The organism is Trichococcus sp. (assembly GCF_049684335.1).
GTDB lineage: Bacteria > Bacillota > Bacilli > Lactobacillales > Aerococcaceae > Trichococcus.
This window is the reverse complement of sequence record NZ_JBAVFV010000010.1, coordinates 1-19957: the sequence shown is the minus strand read 5'-3', so window position 1 is coordinate 19957 and position 19957 is coordinate 1. Positions and strand designations below refer to the sequence as shown.

At 45.5% G+C, this 19957-nt stretch carries 17 protein-coding genes; 2 read left to right on the top strand and 15 right to left on the bottom strand.

Going from position 1 to position 19957, the window contains the following annotated elements:
- Nucleotides 1-14 precede the first annotated feature (14 nt).
- Both WBM30_RS01920 and WBM30_RS01915 read right to left on the bottom strand, forming a co-directional pair.
- Nucleotides 15-1796, bottom strand: a complete 1782-nt coding sequence (locus tag WBM30_RS01920; protein WP_424899112.1) for an ABC transporter ATP-binding protein — start codon at nucleotides 1794-1796, stop codon at nucleotides 15-17.
- A complete protein-coding gene (locus WBM30_RS01915) occupies nucleotides 1793-3523 on the bottom strand; it encodes an ABC transporter ATP-binding protein (RefSeq protein ID WP_424899111.1) in 1731 nt (576 codons plus the stop codon). Before WBM30_RS01915 ends, WBM30_RS01920 begins: the two co-directional genes overlap by 4 nt.
- 366 nt (nucleotides 3524-3889) lie before the next feature.
- Between WBM30_RS01915 and WBM30_RS01910 the strand changes: the two genes are divergently transcribed.
- Nucleotides 3890-4108, top strand: coding sequence for a DNA-directed RNA polymerase subunit epsilon (locus WBM30_RS01910; RefSeq protein WP_086985364.1), 219 nt, complete (start codon nucleotides 3890-3892; stop codon nucleotides 4106-4108).
- Entirely contained in the window at nucleotides 4105-5781 is a 1677-nt protein-coding gene (gene rnjA, locus WBM30_RS01905; protein ID WP_424899110.1) for a ribonuclease J1, read from the top strand. The genes WBM30_RS01910 and rnjA overlap by 4 nt, the downstream gene beginning before the upstream one ends.
- A 61-nt stretch (nucleotides 5782-5842) precedes the next feature.
- Here rnjA and WBM30_RS01900 read toward each other — a convergent pair whose 3' ends face one another.
- The 13 genes from WBM30_RS01900 to WBM30_RS01840 form a co-directional block, all read right to left on the bottom strand.
- Nucleotides 5843-6151, bottom strand: coding sequence for a HesB/YadR/YfhF family protein (locus WBM30_RS01900; protein WP_424899109.1), 309 nt, complete (start codon nucleotides 6149-6151; stop codon nucleotides 5843-5845).
- A gap of 98 nt (nucleotides 6152-6249) precedes the next feature.
- On the bottom strand, nucleotides 6250-6882 hold the full coding sequence (locus tag WBM30_RS01895) for a response regulator transcription factor (protein ID WP_086985367.1): 633 nt from the start codon (nucleotides 6880-6882) through the stop codon (nucleotides 6250-6252).
- Nucleotides 6883-6927: 45 nt separating this feature from the next.
- Complete coding sequence (locus WBM30_RS01890) at nucleotides 6928-7998, bottom strand: sensor histidine kinase (protein WP_424899108.1); 1071 nt, start codon at nucleotides 7996-7998, stop codon at nucleotides 6928-6930.
- Entirely contained in the window at nucleotides 7995-8729 is a 735-nt protein-coding gene (liaF, locus tag WBM30_RS01885) for a cell wall-active antibiotics response protein LiaF (protein ID WP_424899107.1), read from the bottom strand. The genes WBM30_RS01890 and liaF overlap by 4 nt, the downstream gene beginning before the upstream one ends.
- A gap of 289 nt (nucleotides 8730-9018) precedes the next feature.
- Nucleotides 9019-9498, bottom strand: a complete 480-nt coding sequence (gene greA / locus WBM30_RS01880) for a transcription elongation factor GreA (RefSeq protein WP_424899106.1) — start codon at nucleotides 9496-9498, stop codon at nucleotides 9019-9021.
- 253 nt (nucleotides 9499-9751) lie between these two features.
- Entirely contained in the window at nucleotides 9752-10381 is a 630-nt protein-coding gene (udk, locus tag WBM30_RS01875) for a uridine kinase (protein WP_424899104.1), read from the bottom strand.
- A 41-nt stretch (nucleotides 10382-10422) separates the two neighbouring features.
- A complete protein-coding gene (gene mltG / locus WBM30_RS01870; RefSeq protein ID WP_424899103.1) occupies nucleotides 10423-11595 on the bottom strand; it encodes an endolytic transglycosylase MltG in 1173 nt (390 codons plus the stop codon).
- 273 nt (nucleotides 11596-11868) lie between these two features.
- A complete protein-coding gene (locus tag WBM30_RS01865) occupies nucleotides 11869-12189 on the bottom strand; it encodes a DUF1292 domain-containing protein (RefSeq protein WP_424899102.1) in 321 nt (106 codons plus the stop codon).
- Between the two features lie 85 nt (nucleotides 12190-12274).
- Complete coding sequence (ruvX, locus tag WBM30_RS01860) at nucleotides 12275-12691, bottom strand: Holliday junction resolvase RuvX (protein WP_424899101.1); 417 nt, start codon at nucleotides 12689-12691, stop codon at nucleotides 12275-12277.
- On the bottom strand, nucleotides 12688-12957 hold the full coding sequence (locus WBM30_RS01855) for an IreB family regulatory phosphoprotein (protein WP_086941762.1): 270 nt from the start codon (nucleotides 12955-12957) through the stop codon (nucleotides 12688-12690). The genes ruvX and WBM30_RS01855 overlap by 4 nt, the downstream gene beginning before the upstream one ends.
- 210 nt (nucleotides 12958-13167) lie before the next feature.
- Complete coding sequence (gene alaS, locus WBM30_RS01850) at nucleotides 13168-15819, bottom strand: alanine--tRNA ligase (RefSeq protein WP_424899100.1); 2652 nt, start codon at nucleotides 15817-15819, stop codon at nucleotides 13168-13170.
- Nucleotides 15820-16139: 320 nt separating this feature from the next.
- Nucleotides 16140-17246 carry a DUF7278 family profilin-like fold-containing protein gene (locus WBM30_RS01845; protein WP_424899099.1) on the bottom strand — a complete coding sequence of 369 codons (1107 nt, stop codon included), beginning with the start codon at nucleotides 17244-17246 and terminating at the stop codon, nucleotides 16140-16142.
- A gap of 211 nt (nucleotides 17247-17457) precedes the next feature.
- Nucleotides 17458-19956 (bottom strand): ATP-dependent RecD-like DNA helicase, encoded by a 2499-nt coding sequence (locus WBM30_RS01840; RefSeq protein ID WP_424899098.1) that lies wholly within the window; start codon nucleotides 19954-19956, stop codon nucleotides 17458-17460.
- Nucleotide 19957: the final 1 nt, after the last annotated feature.

The following is a 19957-nucleotide window of genomic DNA, read 5'->3' as shown; positions in this document are numbered from 1 at the left end:
ATTTTTTGCTCCTCTTATTCTGCCTCATTTTTGAATTGACTCGTGTACAAATCGTAATAAAATCCTTTTCTTTCCAACAACTCTGCGTGTTTGCCATGTTCGATTATTTCGCCTTGATCCATGACGAGAATCAAATCGGCATCGCGGATGGTGGAAAGTCGGTGCGCGATCACAAAACTGGTCCTGCCTTGCATGATGCGTTTCATCGCTTTTTGGATTAAAGCTTCCAGTCTAGTATCTACGGAACTAGTCGCTTCGTCAAGTATTAAGATTTTAGGATCCGCGATAAAGGCGCGGGCGATCGTCAGCAATTGCTTTTGCCCCAAGGAAATATTGGAGGCCTCCTGATTTATGACCGTATCGTAGCCTGCACCCAAAGTCTGGATGAAATGATGCACATTGGCTGTGGTCGCCGCATCCACCACATCTTCGAAGGTCGCATCCAGTTTCCCGAAGCGAATGTTCCCTGTGATCGTGTCCTTATAGAGCCATGCGTCCTGCAGTACCATGCCAAATTGGGAGCGCAAGTCAGCGCGGGTCAGTTCTTTCGTGTCGTGGCCGTCTATTTTTATGGCGCCCGAGTCCACCTCATAGAAGCGCATCAAGAGATTGATTATCGTAGTCTTGCCGGCGCCGGTCGGACCGACGATCGCCACTGTTTCGCCGCTTTTTACGTCGATGTTGAAGTTTTTGATCAGCGGATCTGCTTTGTCATAGCTGAAGGAGACATTTTCAAAAGTGACATCTCCGCGGATTTCCTTCGGCAAACTCATTTTCACTTCTGCTTGCACCTCTTCTTCTTGATCAAGGAGATCGAAGACACGTTGGATGGAAGAAGCAGCCGATTGGATGATGGCCGATAATTGTGTGATCGTTGAAATCGGCTGGTTCACTTGCCATACGTACTGCACCATAGCCTGCACATTACCGATTGTCATCGCTCCAGCCATCGCTTGCAGAATCCCGAGCACAGCGATGATGATATAGGAAGCATTGGTGACGAGCGCTACAGCCGGTGACAGCAGGCCGGAAATGAAGGCAGCCTTGAAGCCATTCTTTTTCAGGGATTCATTAATAGAATGGAACTCCTCGAAAGCATCCCCTTCTTTGCCGTAAAGCTTGATGATGGAGAAGCCGGTCAGCGATTCCTGGACAAAACCATTCAGCTGCCCAAGATATTTCGCTTGTCCACGGAAATATGGCTGCGACAGCTGCGTGATCTTTTTGGAAAGGATACTAGCCAACGGAATCAGCGCGACCATGGTGAGAGCCAGCTTCCAACTGATCGCGAACATCATGATGAGCGCAAATGTGATCCCCAAAACGGCATTCAGCACCTGCAGCAAGGATTGTTGCAGCGCATTGCCGATAGAATCGACATCGTTCGTCACTTTGCTCAATATGTCCCCGAATTGGTTGCGGTCAAAGTAAGCAATCGGCAGCCGGTTCAATTTATCGCTCAGATCCCTGCGCAAATCACGCATAGCATCCTGAACGACATCCGTCATGAACAATTGCGAATAGAGATTCGTAGCTTGGTAAAGCAGTGCCCGAACAAAATAGATGATCAGCACTTTCGATAAATAATCGTAATTGATGCCGGCACCCTCCACGCCTTTCAACATATCCGATACATTTCTGCCTATTTCGGTAATAGCAAATCCGATGATGAAAGGCTCCAATACATTCAGTATCGTCATCGCTATGGTCAACAAGATGGACCCAAAGAACTTCATTTTGTAAAATTTTAGGTAGTCCCATACACGGAGCAACGTTTTTTTGTCCACTTTTTTCATGAAAGTTCCTCCTTGCTCATTTGCGAGGATGCAATATCATAATAGATTTCACAATTCTGCAACAGGTCTTTGTGGGTTCCCTGACCGACGACCTCACCTTCATTCATTACAATGATCTTATCTGCATGCATGATCGTGCTGACGCGTTGGGCCACAATGATGACTGTCGCTTTTCCGGTCTCTTTTTTGAGCCGCGCGCGCAAGGTCGCATCCGTTTTGTAATCCAACGCCGAGAAACTGTCATCGAAGATATAAAGATCCGGTTTGCGGACGATCGCCCGGGCAATGGATAAGCGTTGCTTTTGCCCGCCAGAAAGATTGCTTCCGCCCTCAGCCAAATGTTCATCAAAACGTTTGGGTTTGCGCGCTATAAATTCCTTGGCTTGGGAAATATCGGAGGCTTCTTCGATTTCTTTTTTTGAGGCATCCCATTTCCCGTAACGAAGATTTTCGGATATTGTTCCGGTGAAAAGCAAGGCCTTCTGCGGAATAAAGCCTATTTTTTTGCGCAAAGCTTTCAGATTATAATCGCGCACATCATGCCCATCGAGCAGAATGCGCCCTTTTGTGACATCATAAAAACGCGGAATCAACTGGATTAACGTCGATTTGCCGCTCCCTGTGCTGCCGATGAAAGCGATCGTTTGCCCTGGCACTGCCGAAAAAGAAATATCCTTGATCACCGGGGTGTCGGTGTTCCCAGGATAGGCAAAACTGACTGCTTCAAAACTAAGATAACCATGCGTCAGGGTTTCCGTGATCCCCTCTTCATTCGGGGAAATGCTGCTGGTAGTGTCCAACACTTCCTGGATCCGTTTCGCGGAAACCGAGGCTCGTGGGTACATCATGAAGACGACTGCAAAATTCAGAAACGAGAACAAGGCATGGAAACTATATTCGATGAAAGCTGTCATGTCCCCCAGCTGAAGGCTGCCTCCCTCAATCTGCTCGGAACCAAACCACATGATGGCGATGATGATCAGATTGATGACATGAGAAAATACAGGCTGATTCCAGGCCATCAGGCGGAAGAGCTTTTTTGAAACCACTCTGTAGGCGTTGTTGACTCCCTCAAAACGTTCAGCTTGGAAAGCTTCCTGGACAAAGGCTCGGATGACACGCATACCGGAAAGCGATTCCCTTAAATTCCCGTTGATGTCATCAAGATTTTGCTGTTGCGCCTCAGATAACGGCTGTGATTTTTTGCCGATCACAATGATCATCACAAGCAATGCCGGAAAAGCCGGCAATAAGATAATCGATAAGTCCGGACTCGTGCGCGCTATCATAAATGCGCTGGCGAACATCATAATGAAGGTCATCAACCCCATACGCAGTAACATCTGAGCGAATTGCATCAGAATGAAGGCGTCATTGGTGACACGCGTCACCAATGATGAAACGCCGATGCGATCATATTCTTCGTGGGAAAAAGTCTGGATATTTTGGTACATGTCATTGCGCATATCCGCTACCATGTTGGTAGTGATTCTGCCGGTTGCATAGGCGACAATTATTCTGCCCACAAAACCGATCAAGGCCAAGCCGACCATAACCGCAGTCGTGCGCAAAATATTCCCTTTTCCGCCACCTGCAACCGTCTCGTTGATCAATCCTGCAAGCATCGTGGGCAATCCCAATTCTACAAGCACAAATCCAAAAGCTCCCAACACATTTAATAAAAATAATTTGTTATACCGACTGATATAACGCCAAATTAAAGACATTTCGATACACCTACCTTAATAAAAACGATTCTCCAGGGTTCTTCAGGGCAAAAAAAAAAATCTCGTTTTTCTGTCCAGCCTTCAAAACCCTCTTTATCCAGTCTAGCCAATTACTGTGTTTAAGTCTACAAAAATATTGATTGCTTTCGTTAAAAAAAACAAAAGAGAATTGCCTTACTATTGGAAAGGCTTGCACCTCCGCAAAAATGATTTTGACAGTCATTTCTATACTAACTGCCTTAATTGTGGTAAACTTACAGTACCGATTGTATGAAAAAATACAACTATTGACCAAGTTAACAAACTAAGATTGTAATTTTTAAGTACAGTACTATCAAAAACAATAAGAAAAATGGAGTGAACTATATGATATTTAAAGTAACATACCAACCAGCAAAATTTGATGCACCAACCAGAGAGAACACGGAATCTCTTTATGTGGAGGCATCCGACCTTGTAATAGCCAGAAGATTAGTTGAACAAAATACCCCCTACAACATTGAATTCATTCAACCTTTGGAAGGCAGCCATTTAGAATACGAACAAAAAGATCCTAATTTTAAAATCACGGAGTTCAATGTATGAAACCTAACATAAAAAACAATGAAGTCGGTGTATTTGCCCTCGGGGGTTTAGGAGAAATCGGCAAAAATATGTATGGCATACAATTCCAGGATGAAATCATCATTCTTGATTCCGGAATCATGTTTCCGGAAGATGACTTGCTTGGCATTGATTATGTTATACCTGACTACAGTTACTTGGTTCAAAATCAATCCAAAATCAAAGGGTTGTTCATTTCTCACGGACACGAAGATCACATCGGTGGTGTCCCGTTTCTTTTGAAAGAATTGAATGTCCCTATCTATGCAGGCAAACTGGCGCTCGCCATGATCCGCAACAAACTGGATGAGCACGGCTTACTCAGAGATGCTATCCTGCACGAAATCAATGAAGATTCAATCATTAAATTCCGCAAAACCAGCATAAGCTTCTTCGGAACAACGCACAGCATACCGGATACTATGGGGATCGTGGTCAAGACTCCTCCTGGTAACATTGTGTTTACAGGAGATTTCAAGTTCGATTTCACACCTGCAAACGGAAAACCGGCAAACATCCATAAGATGGCTAAAATCGGTGAAGAAGGCGTGCTTTTACTTCTGAGCGACAGCACAAATGCGGAAACACCGACATTTACGCAATCTGAGCAAATTGTTGGTCAATCCCTTAAAAACATCATTCAAAAAGTTTCGGGAAGAATCATTTTCGCTTCATTCTCGTCCAACATCTACAGATTGCAACAAGTCACTGAAGTCGCGCTCGAAACGGGCCGGAAAATCGCTATATTCGGCCGCAGCATGGAGACGAACTTCCGTACGGCTAGAGAATTAGGCTTCATCGTGGCACCGGATGATCTGTTCATCGACACGCGTGAATTGAACAGCCTCCCTGCGGATAAGGTTTTGATCATGTGTACGGGATCGCAAGGCGAACCGATGGCTGCATTAAGCCGGATTGCTAACGGCACACACAGACAGATTTCCATCCAACCTGGTGATACAGTCATTTTCTCAAGTTCACCGATTCCGGGCAACACAACCAGTGTCAATCGCGTTATCAACTTGCTTTTGGAAGCTGGGGCAGCTGTTGTTCACGGTAAAGTAAACAACGTCCACACTTCTGGACATGGTGGGCAACAAGAGCAGAAATTGATGTTGACCCTGATGAAACCAAAATACTTCATGCCTGTCCACGGCGAGTACCGGATGCTGAAGATTCATACAGAATTAGCAGAAGCAGTCGGCATTCCAACCGAGAATTGCTTCATATCCGATAATGGGGAAATCCTTGCATTGACGGCTGATTCGGCGAGACGTGCCGGCAGCTTTACGGCATCAGACGTTTATGTAGATGGAAAAGGCATCGGCGATATCGGAAACATCGTCCTGCGCGATCGTCGTGTCCTTTCTGAAGATGGCCTTGTAGTCGTGGTATTGACCGTCGATTTCCGCAACAAAGATTTATTGGCGGGACCGGACATCCTTTCACGCGGATTCATCTATATGCGTGAATCAGGCGATTTGATCCATGAAGCACAAGCAATCGTCCGCCAGGATGTTCTTTCTTTGTTGAAGAGCCCTGATGCTGTCACCGAGAAGAAATTGAAGGACACCGTTACGAATGCCATTCAGCCTTACCTGTATGAAAAAACGGAGCGCCGTCCTATGATTGTTCCTGTCATCATGAGCGTCTGAACCTGAAAACCTGAACTGAACACAAAAAGAGGGCCTGGATTAAAATCCAGTGCCCTCTTTTTTATTTGCCCTCTTTATTTTGTGCGATGAAGTTATACTCCGGTTCGCGTTGTTTTTCATCGAAGCCGACATGCAGGTCATAGCCATTAAAGAACCAATCATCCGCATCTTCTACATAATATAAAATGCCATTGTACTCGGCTTTTCCGATCGGAGATACTGGCTCATCCACATCAAGCCCAACCGAGAACCCTTCATGTATTTGGCTACTGCCATACACTTTCCCAAGGAAACGGACCCCTTTTTTGCCTGAAATACCCATTTCCTGTTCAAACCACTTTTGTGCGCGTTCACTGATCTCTATTTTCATCTAGTCGCTGATTCGATAATCAGCCTGCCCCCCTCACTACTATCTATCATATTCATCTTATCATAAGGAAGCATCATTTTATAACACTTTGCTCACAGTCATTGGATCAGATGATGCTTGAATGCATAGATGGTAGCTTGGGTTCTGTCATCCACTTCCAATTTTGTCAGAATGTTGGACACATGCGTTTTGACTGTCTTCAGTGTGATGAACAGTTGGTCGGCAATATCCTGATTGGAGTAACCTTGCGCGATGAGAAGCAATACTTCCCGCTCTCTGGCGGTCAACTCTTCATGCAACGGCCGGATATTTCTTTTCGAGAAGCGCTCCAGCATCTTATCCGTCACTTCTGGCTCCAGGACTGACTCACCGTGGTAAGTGGAACGGATTGCGTCCGCGATTTCATGCGCTGATGAGGTTTTCAGCATGTAACTGGACGCCCCAGCTTCCAATGCCGGATAGACCTTCTCGTCATCGATGAAACTGGTGACGATGATAATTTTCGCTTTGGGCCATTCGTTCAGTATCGCTTTTGTCGAAGCAATGCCATCCATGACTTCCATGACCAGATCCATCAAAATGATGTCCGGGCGCAAATCTAAGGCCATTTCATAGCCAATCAAGCCATTTTCCGCTTCCCCTATTACTTCAATATCATCTTGGATGGATAAATAGGCCGAATATCCCAGCCTCACCATCTCGTGATCGTCGATAATCAATACACGTATCAATCTGAACCCTCCTTATGAAACTTTTTCTCAGAAATTTTTGTCATCCTATTCAGCACTTGCGTCGGTTGTATTCACATTCGTATTAGGGATGCGTATTTCAATCACGGTCCCTTTTTTGGGGAAACTGATGATTTTACAGCTCCCACCCATTCCCTGCACGCGCTCCTTGATGTTCATTAGACCATAGCTGCCGGATTTTTCGATCGAAGTATCGAAGCCGACGCCATCGTCATAAACACGGAGACTGATTTCCTGCAAGGTTTGTTTCAGATATACTTCCAGATTACTTGCCTTTGCATGCCTCAGAGTGTTCGAAAGCAACTCCTGGACAATGCGGAAAAAATGATCCTCGATGCCACTCATCGTGTGGACATCATCGATTTCCCATTTAATCGCAATTTGGACTTTCGACTTCAATTCCACCAACAACTGTTCTATCCCTTTTTTCAGGGATTTCCCTTCAAGTTTAGTTGGACGAAGATGAAGGAGCAACGCTCTCATCTCCGACTGGGACTCATTGATGATGCCTTCTATGAGCCGCATCTGTTTCTGTATTTTTTCCGGAAAAGCATCCGACCGCTCATTGACTGCCGACAACATCATCATAGCGGCAAAGAGCTGTTGGCTTACGGAATCATGCAGCTCCCTCGCGATGCGATGCCGCTCCTGCTCGAGAATTTCTTCTTTTGTTTCGTTGCCGACCTGCTGAGGATTTGCACTTAAATGCTGCACTTCCCGAGACAGGCTAAGCATCTTTTTCCTAAGCATTTCAATTTCAATATGGATTGCATGGCAATACTGATCCAAAAATAATGATTTATCTCGATTGTTGTTGAATACCGTATGCTCATAATTGCCAAGGTAAAGCCAATGCAATTTGTCCTTGATGCGATTTTCTTGACTCTTTAAATAAAAGTGGCTGATCCAAGTTACAACGATGGCAGCGAACAGCAGCAACACAATGATGTAAAGGAATGCCGGCACATAAAAACGATCCACCTCGAGCAGTTCCTGATAACTTAAATACGGCCTCAAGGCAAATAAAACACCAGCCACGATAAAAGCAAAGACGCCTAGTATCGTGCTGAACAGAATCAAAACCGCGCTTCTCCTCATAGATAGATCACCTCCAAATCGCCCAGCAGGCTATTGGAGACGATTTTGATTTTTCGGTTTGCCTCATCGTAATCCCGGCTATACAATTTGACCGTTTCATTGGTCAAGTCCAGTTCATCTTCGTTGAACATAAGTTGTCCTTTGATGGTGGAATGATGGACAGCCACACCGATTCCTAAAGGTACGATTACCCTGGTCTTCCCGAACCCTTTGCGTATCAGAATGATGTTTTCCTCTTTCGGCAACAATGTATTCCCCAAATCGATTATGGTATCACCCATGAACACAGTCAGATTGACATCGTCCCATTCATAGACATCTGTCCCGATACTGGTGTTTCCGATCCATTTCTGGCGCTTTCTGGAACCGTTCCGCTGTTCCGGTTCTTTCGTTTTGACTGTTCGGAATGCTTTTTCTTCCCAAGGAACGTCAACAAAAGTATCCAGCTTCAACTCAGACCAGATTCCTTTCCCGTTGATGACGACGAACAATATGAAAAGAATCAACATCAGCCACACTGAGAAAGTGGATAGTATGCTCATGCCTACCATAAACCATCCGACCAAGCCAAGAATCTGACGACGCTCGCCTTTTCCGGTGCCGAATTTTATGAATATCAGCCCGAATACAAAGACCAACAGCAAATCTGTGTCCTGCACCAACTGGAATAGGACCGCCACCCCCAACAGGCCTTCAATGAGCATGAATAATTTCAAGGCCCTCTTTTTCATCCTGAGCCCCTCCCTTCTCTTCGATGTTTTATACATTTCCACTGAACGCTAGCTTACAGGTGCGACAACGAGGAATGTAAGTATCTGCTTCCATTATAGATTACCTGGACCGCTTTGACAGTGCGCTAAGGGTGGATAGTACACTAAGACTAAAGTCGTAGAGTCCATTTGAATGCCTATCCTTTGTCATTATACTCGATCAGCAGAAACGAAACGTAAACAAACAGAGGATAGGACAGCAAAATCATTTCGAATGATTTTTGTCCTACCCTCTTCTTGAATGCTTTTTCTAAGCTTGTTCCACTCTGACGATCTTCACGTTCATATCGCCGCCTGGTGTACCGATTGCGACTTCTGCGCCGATATGCTTGCCCAACAAGGCTTTAGCGATCGGAGAATCGTTTGAAATCTTACCTTCAAGCGGATCTGCTTCTGCACTGCCGACAATAATGTAAGTTTCTTCATCGCCATCTGGTAATTCTACGAATGTCACTTTGAGTCCAATCGAAACCACATCGCTGTCGACGTTTTGCACTTCTATGATTTCCGCAAAACGGGTCATTTTTTCCAATGTTGTGATGCGGCCTTCGACGAAAGCTTGTTCGTCTTTTGCAGATTCATATTCCGAATTTTCGGATAAATCTCCATAGCTTCTGGCAATCTTGATGCGTTCAACGATTTCTCTTCTTTTATTCACTTTTAAATCTTCAAGTTCAGCTTCTAATTTGGCTTTACCTTCAGCTGTCATCGGATATGCTTTTTCGATCATAAGAAATATGCCCCTTTTAAGTAATGATTCAATATGCAATATTCAGCACAGGACGGCAGTTCCCTTTTTTTGTGTTGATAGCTGTCCCCTAAAGCCAAATGGATCCGGGACAGGTAGCGTGTCATCCAAAGAGAAATAATCATTTCCTGTAGCTCTATATCGTTTATTGGCTGCCTAATTAATAGTGAATTTAAAATACCACTTAATCCCAATAAAAGCAATTATATTTTTAAAATATTACAGGCATTTATTGTTATTCTGCTTTTTCGGCCAAAATTGAAGCAATTTTCGTGGTCATCAGATCAATTGCGACTTGATTTTGTCCGCCTTCAGGAATGATGATATCCGCAAATTTTTTGGTTGGTTCGATGAATTGCTGATGCATCGGCTTGACCACTGTCAGATATTGATGGATGACAGAATCAAGTGTCCGGCCTCTTGATTCCATATCGCGTTTGATTCTGCGGATGATACGGATATCATCATCCGTGTCCACATAGACTTTGATGTCCATCAGATCACGCAAGCGTTGATCCTCTAAAATTAGGATTCCCTCAACGATTATGACTTCTTTCGGCTCGCGATGGATCACTTTATCGCTGCGCGTGTGCTTGGAGTAGTCGTAAACCGGTTGCTCGACGCTCTCGTATTGTATCAATTTTTTAAGATCTTCGATGAACAGATCCGTATCAAACGCAAATGGATGATCGTAGTTTGTTTTCAGGCGTTCCTCAAACGGTAAATCGCTTTGGTCTTTATAATAAAGATCCTGTTCCAACAGCAAAATGGAAACATCGGAAAACTTGTCTAAAATGGCCCGACTGACACTGGTTTTCCCGCTTCCCGATCCCCCTGTCACCCCAATAACGATAGGTTTTTTCACTGGTGTTTCTTCCTCTCTTCTTGCAGCTCACTTTATTCGTCTTATTCGCTGTCTACGTATTGGCTTTGCAATTGTAAATGTTCTTCATATGTTTCGGAAAAATAAACGATACCGGTTGTTGTATCTGCAACGAAATACAGATAGTTAGTATCCGCTGGTGATAGCGTCGCTTGAATGGCCCCTTCACTTGGACTATTGAATGGCCCAGGACCCATGCCTGTATTCCTGTACAGGTTATAGGGCGAATCTATTTCAAGATCCTCGAAGGTCACTAATTCCTTGTGCTCATTCAGCGCATACAAAATACTGATGTCCGATTGGATCGGCATATCGATTTCCAGACGATTAAAGAATACGCCAGCAATGTTTGCACGATCTTCCGGAGTAACGCCTTCTTTTTCGACTAGTGAAGCAATCGTCAGAATTTCATGGAGGGTATGCCCTGAAGAAGCAATCTGTTCTGCATAGGGCATTAGTACTTCATTCGTCTTCTGCAACATCTGTAAAATGACTTCATCCAAATTATTTCCGGCTATATAATCATAAGTCGCCGGATAGAGGTATCCTTCCAAGCGATAACGCGTATCGGTGCGTTGGGAAGCTTCAGTCAAAATATCAGGGTACTGTGCAGCCGCATTCGTCAGGAATTCCGGTTCATTCACTTTCGCCAAAAATTCCTCAGCTGTGAAATCCGTCTTCTCTTCGACTTCCGCTGCGATTTGTTCGATCGTATTGCCCTCTCTTACGATGATTTTGTGATCGCTCGATTGCGGCACCTGACTTCCGCCCGCTTGAAGCGTCGCAATAATGTCGTCCAAGCTCATGGAAGGCGATAATTCATAAAAGCCTGCTTGGAAATCAGAAACATTTTGCGTCTTGATGTAATAGTTGAATATGGTCGCGTTTTTGATGACGTTGCCTTCTTCCAACAGTTGTGTGATCCCTTTTGTGGACGTCCCTATTGGAATTTCCACTTCGACGACTTCCGTACTTTCTGGCTCCAATGGCTGAAGTGCGTCTGTTATATATTTGTAGCCGGCAAAGCCAACGATGACTCCTAACAGGATCCCTATCGTTACGATTGCAAAAACAATTTTTCGCACTAGTGACCGTTCTTTCTTGCGTATTTTCATTTTGTCTACGGCTTCTTTCTCCAACGTAGGCCGAATGAGTTTTTGTTGCTCTTGAGGTTCTTGCTGATCATTTTGTGACAAAGACGAGGCCCTCCTTACTTGAGTATATGGCTATTTGTAGACTATTAGCCATTCGACTTCCGTAATTATACACGAAAACCTATATAAATTGAATCTTTTTCGTTATTTGCATAGACATATGGAACATATTGGACAGTTTTCTCATCATTTTTTCAGGGTGGATCCGGCTGGATGCCAAAAGCTCAAAAAAGCAACGCAGCAGCAAAACAAAAGAGGATCCAGACAATGGTTGTCCCGATCCTCCTTTATTTTCTTTAGAAGTTACTTACACTATTATTGAAGATCTTCGTCTTCCATAAATGTGTTCAGAACTTCTTCGATCATATCCCACTCTTCATCCGATTCGATCGGCTCCAAATCGCCTTCTCCGCCATCTTCGGTTTCAACATAGGAGTAAGCTTGCAATTCGATTTCTTCTCCTTCAGGAGATCCTGCTGGGTAAACCAGCACATAGGACTTTCCGAAATCTTCTGATTCGAAAGTGAATAAGATTTCGAATAACTCTTCATTTCCGTTCTCATCCACGATTGTGATGTGCTCGTGGTTATCTTCATGGTCATGATCGTGGTCGTGATCGTGATTATGTTCAGTCATGGTATGCACCTCTTTATCTAAGTATTATTTTTATCGTTCAAACAAAGGATATTGTAACGCAAATAGGACAAAAAAACTACTCTCTTTACTGGCTGTCCAAATAATTCTGAAGAAGTATGACAGCAGCAAGTTTGTCGATAACCTTTTTCCTTTTTTTGCGGGAAACATTTCCTTCATTGATCAACATTTTTTCTGCTTGCACAGTGGTAAGTCTTTCATCAACGTAATCGACCGGCAAACCCAACTCTTTTTCAAGCAAATTTCCATAAGCGATGGAAGCTTCCGCCCGGAAACCAATGCTATTGTCCATATTTTTGGGCAAGCCAAGTACAAACTTCTCAACTTCGTATTCCTTGACCAATTCGGCAATCCGATCAAGGCCAAATACGCCATTGGCCTCATCGATTTTGACGATTTCGATCCCCTGCGCCGTCCATCCCATCGGATCGCTGATGGCCACTCCTACCGTTTTTGATCCGACATCCAAGCCCATGAGCCTCATTGGATAATTCTGCCTGTTCCAGAAAGATAGCTCTTCACTAATTCCTCCATTATTTCATCACGTTCGTGACGGCGGATCAGGTTTCTGGCATCGTTATGACGCGGGATATAAGCTGGATCGCCAGAAAGCAGGTAGCCCACAATCTGATTGATAGGGTTGTATCCTTTTTCTTCCAATGCGTCATAAACAAGGGCTAATGTCTCTTGTACATTCTTTTTCAGATTGTCATCAAAATTGAATAACATCGTTTCATCTTTCGAACTCATAGCGACACCCCAGTTTTCTTTAGTATATTTACCATTTTACAAGAAATCACAAAAAACTACAACAAAGAAATGCCACTGCCTCTGCGGGTGGGCGTCGCGACCTGTCCAATTTCCTTCCTATTGGTATATTCCGCATCTTGTTTCATGCGGATTGGCCCAACAAACAGGGACCGGCATCTTTTTTGGATGCCCGCCCCTGAGAAAAGATGCTTATTTTGTATTTTCCTCGATCCAGATGCCAACGTGTTTCAGGGCATCCGGGATGCCTGTTGGGTTATTTCCACCTGCTTGTGCCATATCCGGACGTCCGCCGCCTTTGCCTCCAGCAAATGGAGCAAGCGTCTTGATCAGATCGCCGGCTTTTAAGCCTTGTTCCAATTTCTCTTGTGAGACTGCCGCCAGCATATTGACTTTGCCGTCTGTGGCCGAAGCTGCCACGAAGAGATCGGAGACAGCTTTTTGACGCCATTGGTCAGCCAATTGACGCAACGCGTTCATATCCTGATTTTTTGTTTCATAGGTGATATATGTGACACCATTGACGGTTTCCACGTTTTCAAAGAGATCTTTGGCTTCGGCATTCATGATTTTTGCTTTCAAAGACTCATTTTCGCCTTGCATTTCCTTCATTTCTTGTTTGAGTTGATTGATTTTACCGGCTACTTCTTTTGTTTGTTGGGCTTTCACAAGCTGTGCCGCCTCGCTCAATTCAGCTTCTTTTGTGCGGAAATACTGATAAGCTGCCTGGCCGGTCACTGCTTCGATGCGTCGGACACCTGCACCAATTCCGGATTCGGACAAAATCTTGAAGACTCCAATATCCTGCGAATTCTGTACATGAACCCCGCCACATAGTTCGATTGAATAGCCACCGACATCGACCACTCGGACTTCTTTTCCATATTTTTCACCAAACAATGCCATGGCGCCCATTTCTTTCGCTTTATCGACGGTTGTTTCGACCGTTACGACAGGCAATGCTTCCCAAATCTTTTCATTCACGATTTCTTCCATCCGTACCAACTCTTCTGCTGTTACTTGGCCGAAATGCGTGAAGTCAAAACGAAGTTGATTCGGGTTTACCAGCGAACCGGCTTGGTTGGCATGATTCCCCAATACATCCTTCAGTGCTTGGTGCAATAGGTGGGTCGCCGTATGGTTCCTGGTGATGCTTCTTCTGCGCGCTTCATCTACGTGCAGGACGTAAGTTTCGTTCGAATGGATTTCCGTCAGGACACGCGCGATGTGCATCGTTTGGCCATTAGGGGCGCGTTTGACGTCTTCGATCTCTGCGACCACTTCACCAGCTTCGGTTTCGATCGTTCCTTTGTCCGCGACCTGTCCACCCATTTCTGCATAGAAAGGTGTTTCGCGGAAAATGATCTGAACGCGGTCATCTGCAGCTGCTTTTTCGACGATTTCGTCATTCGCAACCATCACTGAAAGCTCGGACGAAATTTTTGTTTGTGCATATCCGGAAAACGTGCTTGGAACCAGTACTTCAGCCCAGACAGGGGATTGTACGGAGAAGGAGTCTTCCACTTGTCTTGCTGCACGGGCGCGGTTACGTTGTTCCTGCATCTCTTGGTTGAACCCTGCTGTATCGACTGTGAAGCCTTTTTCTTCGGCATATTCGCTCGTCAATTCCAATGGGAAGCCGTATGTATCATACAGTTTGAAGGCATTCTTGCCGTTTACGGCAGTTTCGCCCTTTTCGTTCATCTCATCAAAGACGCTGTTCAGGATGTCCATCCCTTCATGGATCGTTTCCTGGAAACGTTGCTCTTCATTTGTGATGACTTTGATGATGAAATCTTGGTCCGCTTTGACTTCAGGATAATAGGATTCCATGATAGCTGCCACAACCGGAACCAATTCGTTCAGGAACAGTTTTTCGATGCCCAATTTTTGGCCATGCATGACAGAGCGGCGGATCAAACGACGTAAAATGTAGCCGCGGCCTTCATTGGAAGGCAAGGCACGGTCCCCGATTGCAAAGCTGACGGCGCGGACGTGATCAGCGATGACTTTGAAAGAAATATCCAATGTTTTGTTTTCGCCGTACTTCTTGCCGTCGCTCAGCGTCTCAATTTTTTCGATGATCGGCATGAACAGATCCGTTTCGAAGTTGGTCGGTGTGTTTTGGACTACGCTCGTGACCCGTTCCAGACCCATTCCCGTATCGACGTTCTTGTGCGGCAGCGGCTCATAGGTACCGTCCGGCTTGTGGTTGAATTCGGAGAACACAAGGTTCCAGATTTCAAGGTAGCGTTCATTTTCTCCGCCAGGATACATTTCAGGGTCTCCGTCAGGCAAATCCTGGAAGGACGATCCGCGGTCATAGAAAATTTCCGTATCCGGTCCGCATGGTCCTGCCCCTATATCCCAAAAATTGTCCGCGATCGGAACGATATGATCTTCCGGCAAGCCGACTTTTTCCTGCCAAATGCGTTTTGTGTCCGTGTCTTCCGGATAATAGGTGACGTAAAGCAGCTCGGGATCGAATGCCAACCATTTTTCATCAGTCAAGAATTCCCAAGCCCAAGGGATCGCGTCTTCTTTGAAGTAGTCTCCGATCGAAAAATTCCCCAACATTTCGAATAAAGTGTGGTGTCTTGCCGTCACGCCAACATTTTCGATATCGTTTGTGCGGATACTTTTTTGAGCATTGGTGATCCGCGGATTTTCAGGAATCAACGTGCCATCAAAATATTTTTTCAATGTTGCTACGCCTGAGTTGATCCATAATAACGTCGGATCGTTGACCGGTATCAGTGAAGCGCTCGGCTCCACTTTTGACCCTTTCGTTGCCCAAAAATCAAGATACATTTGACGGATGTCACTGCTTTTCAGATTCTTCATTATTACCTTCCTTTTCTCTTCATTTATTTTTGGAGTGGATAAAATAAAAAACACCCCACTGCATACAAGGACGAATGACGCGGTACCACCTTGTTTGCAATGAAATGTTTTGATCATTCATTACCTCTCGGATCCGTTAACGCTGGAAGCGATAGTATTTCTACTATATTTACGCAAAGGGAGCATAAACGGATGCGTTTCCTTTCACCAAACGGAAACTCTCTTTTTTTATCCATTCCTATATCCTTTGCTTCAATCAAAAACTAGTATAACCAAAATACCGGCCGCTTGCAAGCAGTTCTTCAGAAAAGCAAAACAGGTCACATTTCTATGCGGATGGAGCGTCTTGCGCAGTAATAACCGGGTGTCAATGGCTCTTGCTGCTTCTCTTTTAAAGCATCCGCATGGTTTTCATAATAGGTAGCGTAGGGAAGGAGTTTCTCCAGTATATTCTCGGCTTGAATGAAAATCCAGCCGCCTTTGGCCAACAACCCGTCTTCGACAAGTTCCGGTCCCCAACCCATATTGGCGATTTCCAGGCCGAACATGTTCTTTTTGTAGAGATGGCTATCTTCCGGTTCGAACAGATTGCGATGCAACTGATTGCCCCAACGGAAAAGCCTGCGCGTCGATGCGCCGCAGCAATATTCCCATTCATCGCTGGACAACAGCCCCATGCCATCTTTCTCCAATTGCTTGCGCATTTCTGCATACGTGGTCTGGTAAGGCGCGAAAACTGTGTAAGAATCCAAATCTTCGTTCTGTTTCAGGAAGAACGAATCATTTTGGACCAGATGCGCCGGAAAATCCGCAAATATCGATGATCCGTTTGCGCTCGGCATCAAGGCTTGATGGATGTCCTTCTCGTGTATGCTGAACCAATCGCTTTGGCCCTCAAATTTCCCGTTTATGACTGCATAATTTCCGACTTTCGTCATCCCTACATAAGTCGGACTGACTTCCACCAATAATGGAGGGATCTCTGTCGTCCGGAGCTGCGACATTTGGCTGTTGACCAATTCGTCCAATTCATCCAAAGAATGGATCGGTTCGATTTTCTTCTTCATCCAATGATCGTCATGCAAAAACTCAGCGCCTTGAACAGATAGTTTCAGGCAATTTTCGATGGCGAGGTACATCTCTTTCCTGTCGGAGCTGATGTCCAATGGGTCCAGGCCATTGATTCCGCTGTCCCATCCGAGGACGGCCTCCTTGTGCCCGGGCACAAAAACAAACGGTGCGCCGTTGATGTCCACTGTAAACGTTTCGGTCTTGATGCCGCCCATCTGGTAATACGCCGGACGGATATCCGCGACAGACAACAACGGATTCACAAAATAACGGACAACGCTGCTGGCCAGAACAAGCTTATGCTCCATCGGGATGTTCTTCCAGTTCGGATTCATCAATTGATCAAATAGTTCCATTATACCACTCTCTTCTTGTAGCTGTATTGGATAACCAGTAACTTGCTTTACTGTCAGTATAGCAGAATATTGAGGCGGCGAGTAGCTTATTTCTTTTGCTGAAGCTAGCGACTATAGAGGCACCGTTGATTATTGCAGAGGGCGTCGCTGATTTTCTGAAAACAGAAAAGTCCGCAGACAACTGCTTCATTGTCTGCGGACTTCTCCCGGATTATTTTTCATTCATGAAAGTTTCCGGCGTTATATTTTCCATGCCGATCATCGGATCGATGCTCCCATCGGAAATTTTTTCGATCGTCAAATGGTAGATGGGTATTATTTTTGGAGATTCTTTGTTTTCTGACTTTTGGGTTGTTGATTCGGTAGTTGTTTCGGCAAGCGATTCAGCAGTCTCAATTCCAACACTGGGTGCCTTCGTTTCCTTGCTTTCTGCGGGTTCTTCCGCAGTGAAGACCTTGTCATTGTTCAGGTTTCGTTCCAGTTTTTCATGCAGCATCGTTTTCCGGATATCTCCGGTGCTTACGACAGCCGTTTCGAAGGCTTCGTAATCACCGCACAAAATCAATTTGCTTTTGCTCCTGGTGATGGCTGTATAAAGCAGATTGCGGCGCAGCATCCGCCCGTATTGTTTTACCATCGGCAGAATGACCATCGTAAATTCGCTGCCCTGCGATTTATGGATGGAACAGCAGTAAGCCAGCACGAACTTGTTCCAATTATTCCGATTGTAAGTGACTTCCACAGTGTCGAACAGGATCGTGATCTGGTCGACTTTCTCTTCCGTCTCCTTGGCGAATTGGATGGCAGTAATTTCACCCATGTCCCCGTTGAAGACGTTGTTTTCCGGTTGGTTCACCAACTGCAGCACTTTGTCGCCTACACGATAGACGACATCAAAAAAAGCCACTTCCCGTCTTTTTTTGTTCCCCTTCGGATTGAAGATTTCCTGCATCATCGTATTGATGGCATCAATACCGGCAGCGCCTTTGTACATCGGGGCCAGAATCTGGATGTCTTTCGCGGTGAACCCTTTTGATTTTGCCTTTTCGACGACTTGCCGGATCACCTGCTCGATCTGATGCGTTTGGCAAGGCAGAAACGATCGGTCCGCTTGATTGTTCCGGAAATCGCGTGGGAGGATGCCATTCTTGATTTCGTGCGCCAACGGGATGATCGATGAGTTGCCTGCTTGTCTGAATATCTCATTCAGTTCGACCTGCGGCAACGATTTACAGTTCAGCAGATCGAACAACACTTGGCCCGGACCTACCGAAGGCAATTGGTCCTTATCCCCGACAAACAACACTTGCATGCCTGATGGCACAGACTTCAGGAGCCGGTGCATCAACCATGTATCCACCATCGAAACTTCATCGATGATCAACAGCTTGCCTTCCAGCTCTTGCGTATAAAGTTCTTCGGATTCCTTTTCCTGGCCCGTCAAGCCCAGCAAGCGGTGAATCGTGCTACCGGGCAGACCTGTCGTTTCCTGCATTCGTTTTGCGGCCCGTCCAGTCGGAGCGGCAAGTAATATCGGGAAAAGTCCGTCTTTGTAGTCGTGAGGGTTTTCCGGAAGATCGTTCAGTTCGGAGAACATGCGGACGATCCCTTTCAGAACGGTCGTTTTGCCGGTACCGGGGCCTCCGGTCAGGATGAAGAACGGTGAAAGCAAAGCTGCTTTAATCGCTTCGATTTGGGAGGCGCCATAGCGGATCTGCAAATTTGATTGCAGTTGCTCGATTTCCAGATCCAAATCAACTCCCGGATAAGCAATTTTCGTTTTTCGTTTCAGAAGCCTGTCGATTGATGATGCGATGCCTTCTTCGGCGAAATAAAGGGATGGGATGGCAAAACGGCTGTGATCCTCGACCACTTTCATGTCCATCACCATTTCCATCAGAGCCTCTATGACGGGCGCATCCTCGATGATAAAACGCCGGCTTTGCTCAAGCAAGTAGATTGTCCGCTCAAGCAAGACAGTCCCGTCGACATACGTATCCCCATTCGAGAGGCAAAGTTCCTGCAATGTGGCAAACAACCCACCCTTCAGCCGGCTGGTGTGGTCCGGAGCGAAATTCAACTCCTCCGCCAATTGATCGGCCTTCTTGAAGCCGATGCCTTCGATATCCTCGAGCAGTCGGTAAGGATTTTCATTAAGGACAGTCAGCGTTTCGGTGCGGTAAAAATGGAAGATATTTGCCGCCTGATTATTGGAGAATCCATAGTTCCCCAAAGCGATCAGGATCTTCTCGGTTCCTTGCGTCTGCATCAGGACATCGCGCATCATTTCTCTTTTTTTGGGTGTCATGCCGCTGATGTTTTTCAGAGCTTCCGGGTCATCGAGGATGACGTCGACTGCCTCCTCGCCAAAAGTCTCGACGATTTTTTCTGCCGTGCGTTTACCGATGCCCGGGAACCGTTCCCCCGACAAGAATGCAATCAACCCGTTCTTGGAGGTGGGTTTTTCCTGTTGATAGGAATTGGCTTGGAATTGGACCCCGTATCTTGGATGCTCCACAACCTCGCCGAAAAAGCGGTAGGCTGTATCTTCGGTTATCTGCCCGAAGCTGCCCGTCACAACAATTTCATCATGCTTTTGCGGGAGATTCGATTCACTGACTGAAATCAGCATGACTTTGTAGAAATTACTCGCGTTTTCAAAGAAAATCGCTTTGATTTCTCCAACGATAAAGCCTTGTTCTGTATCCATC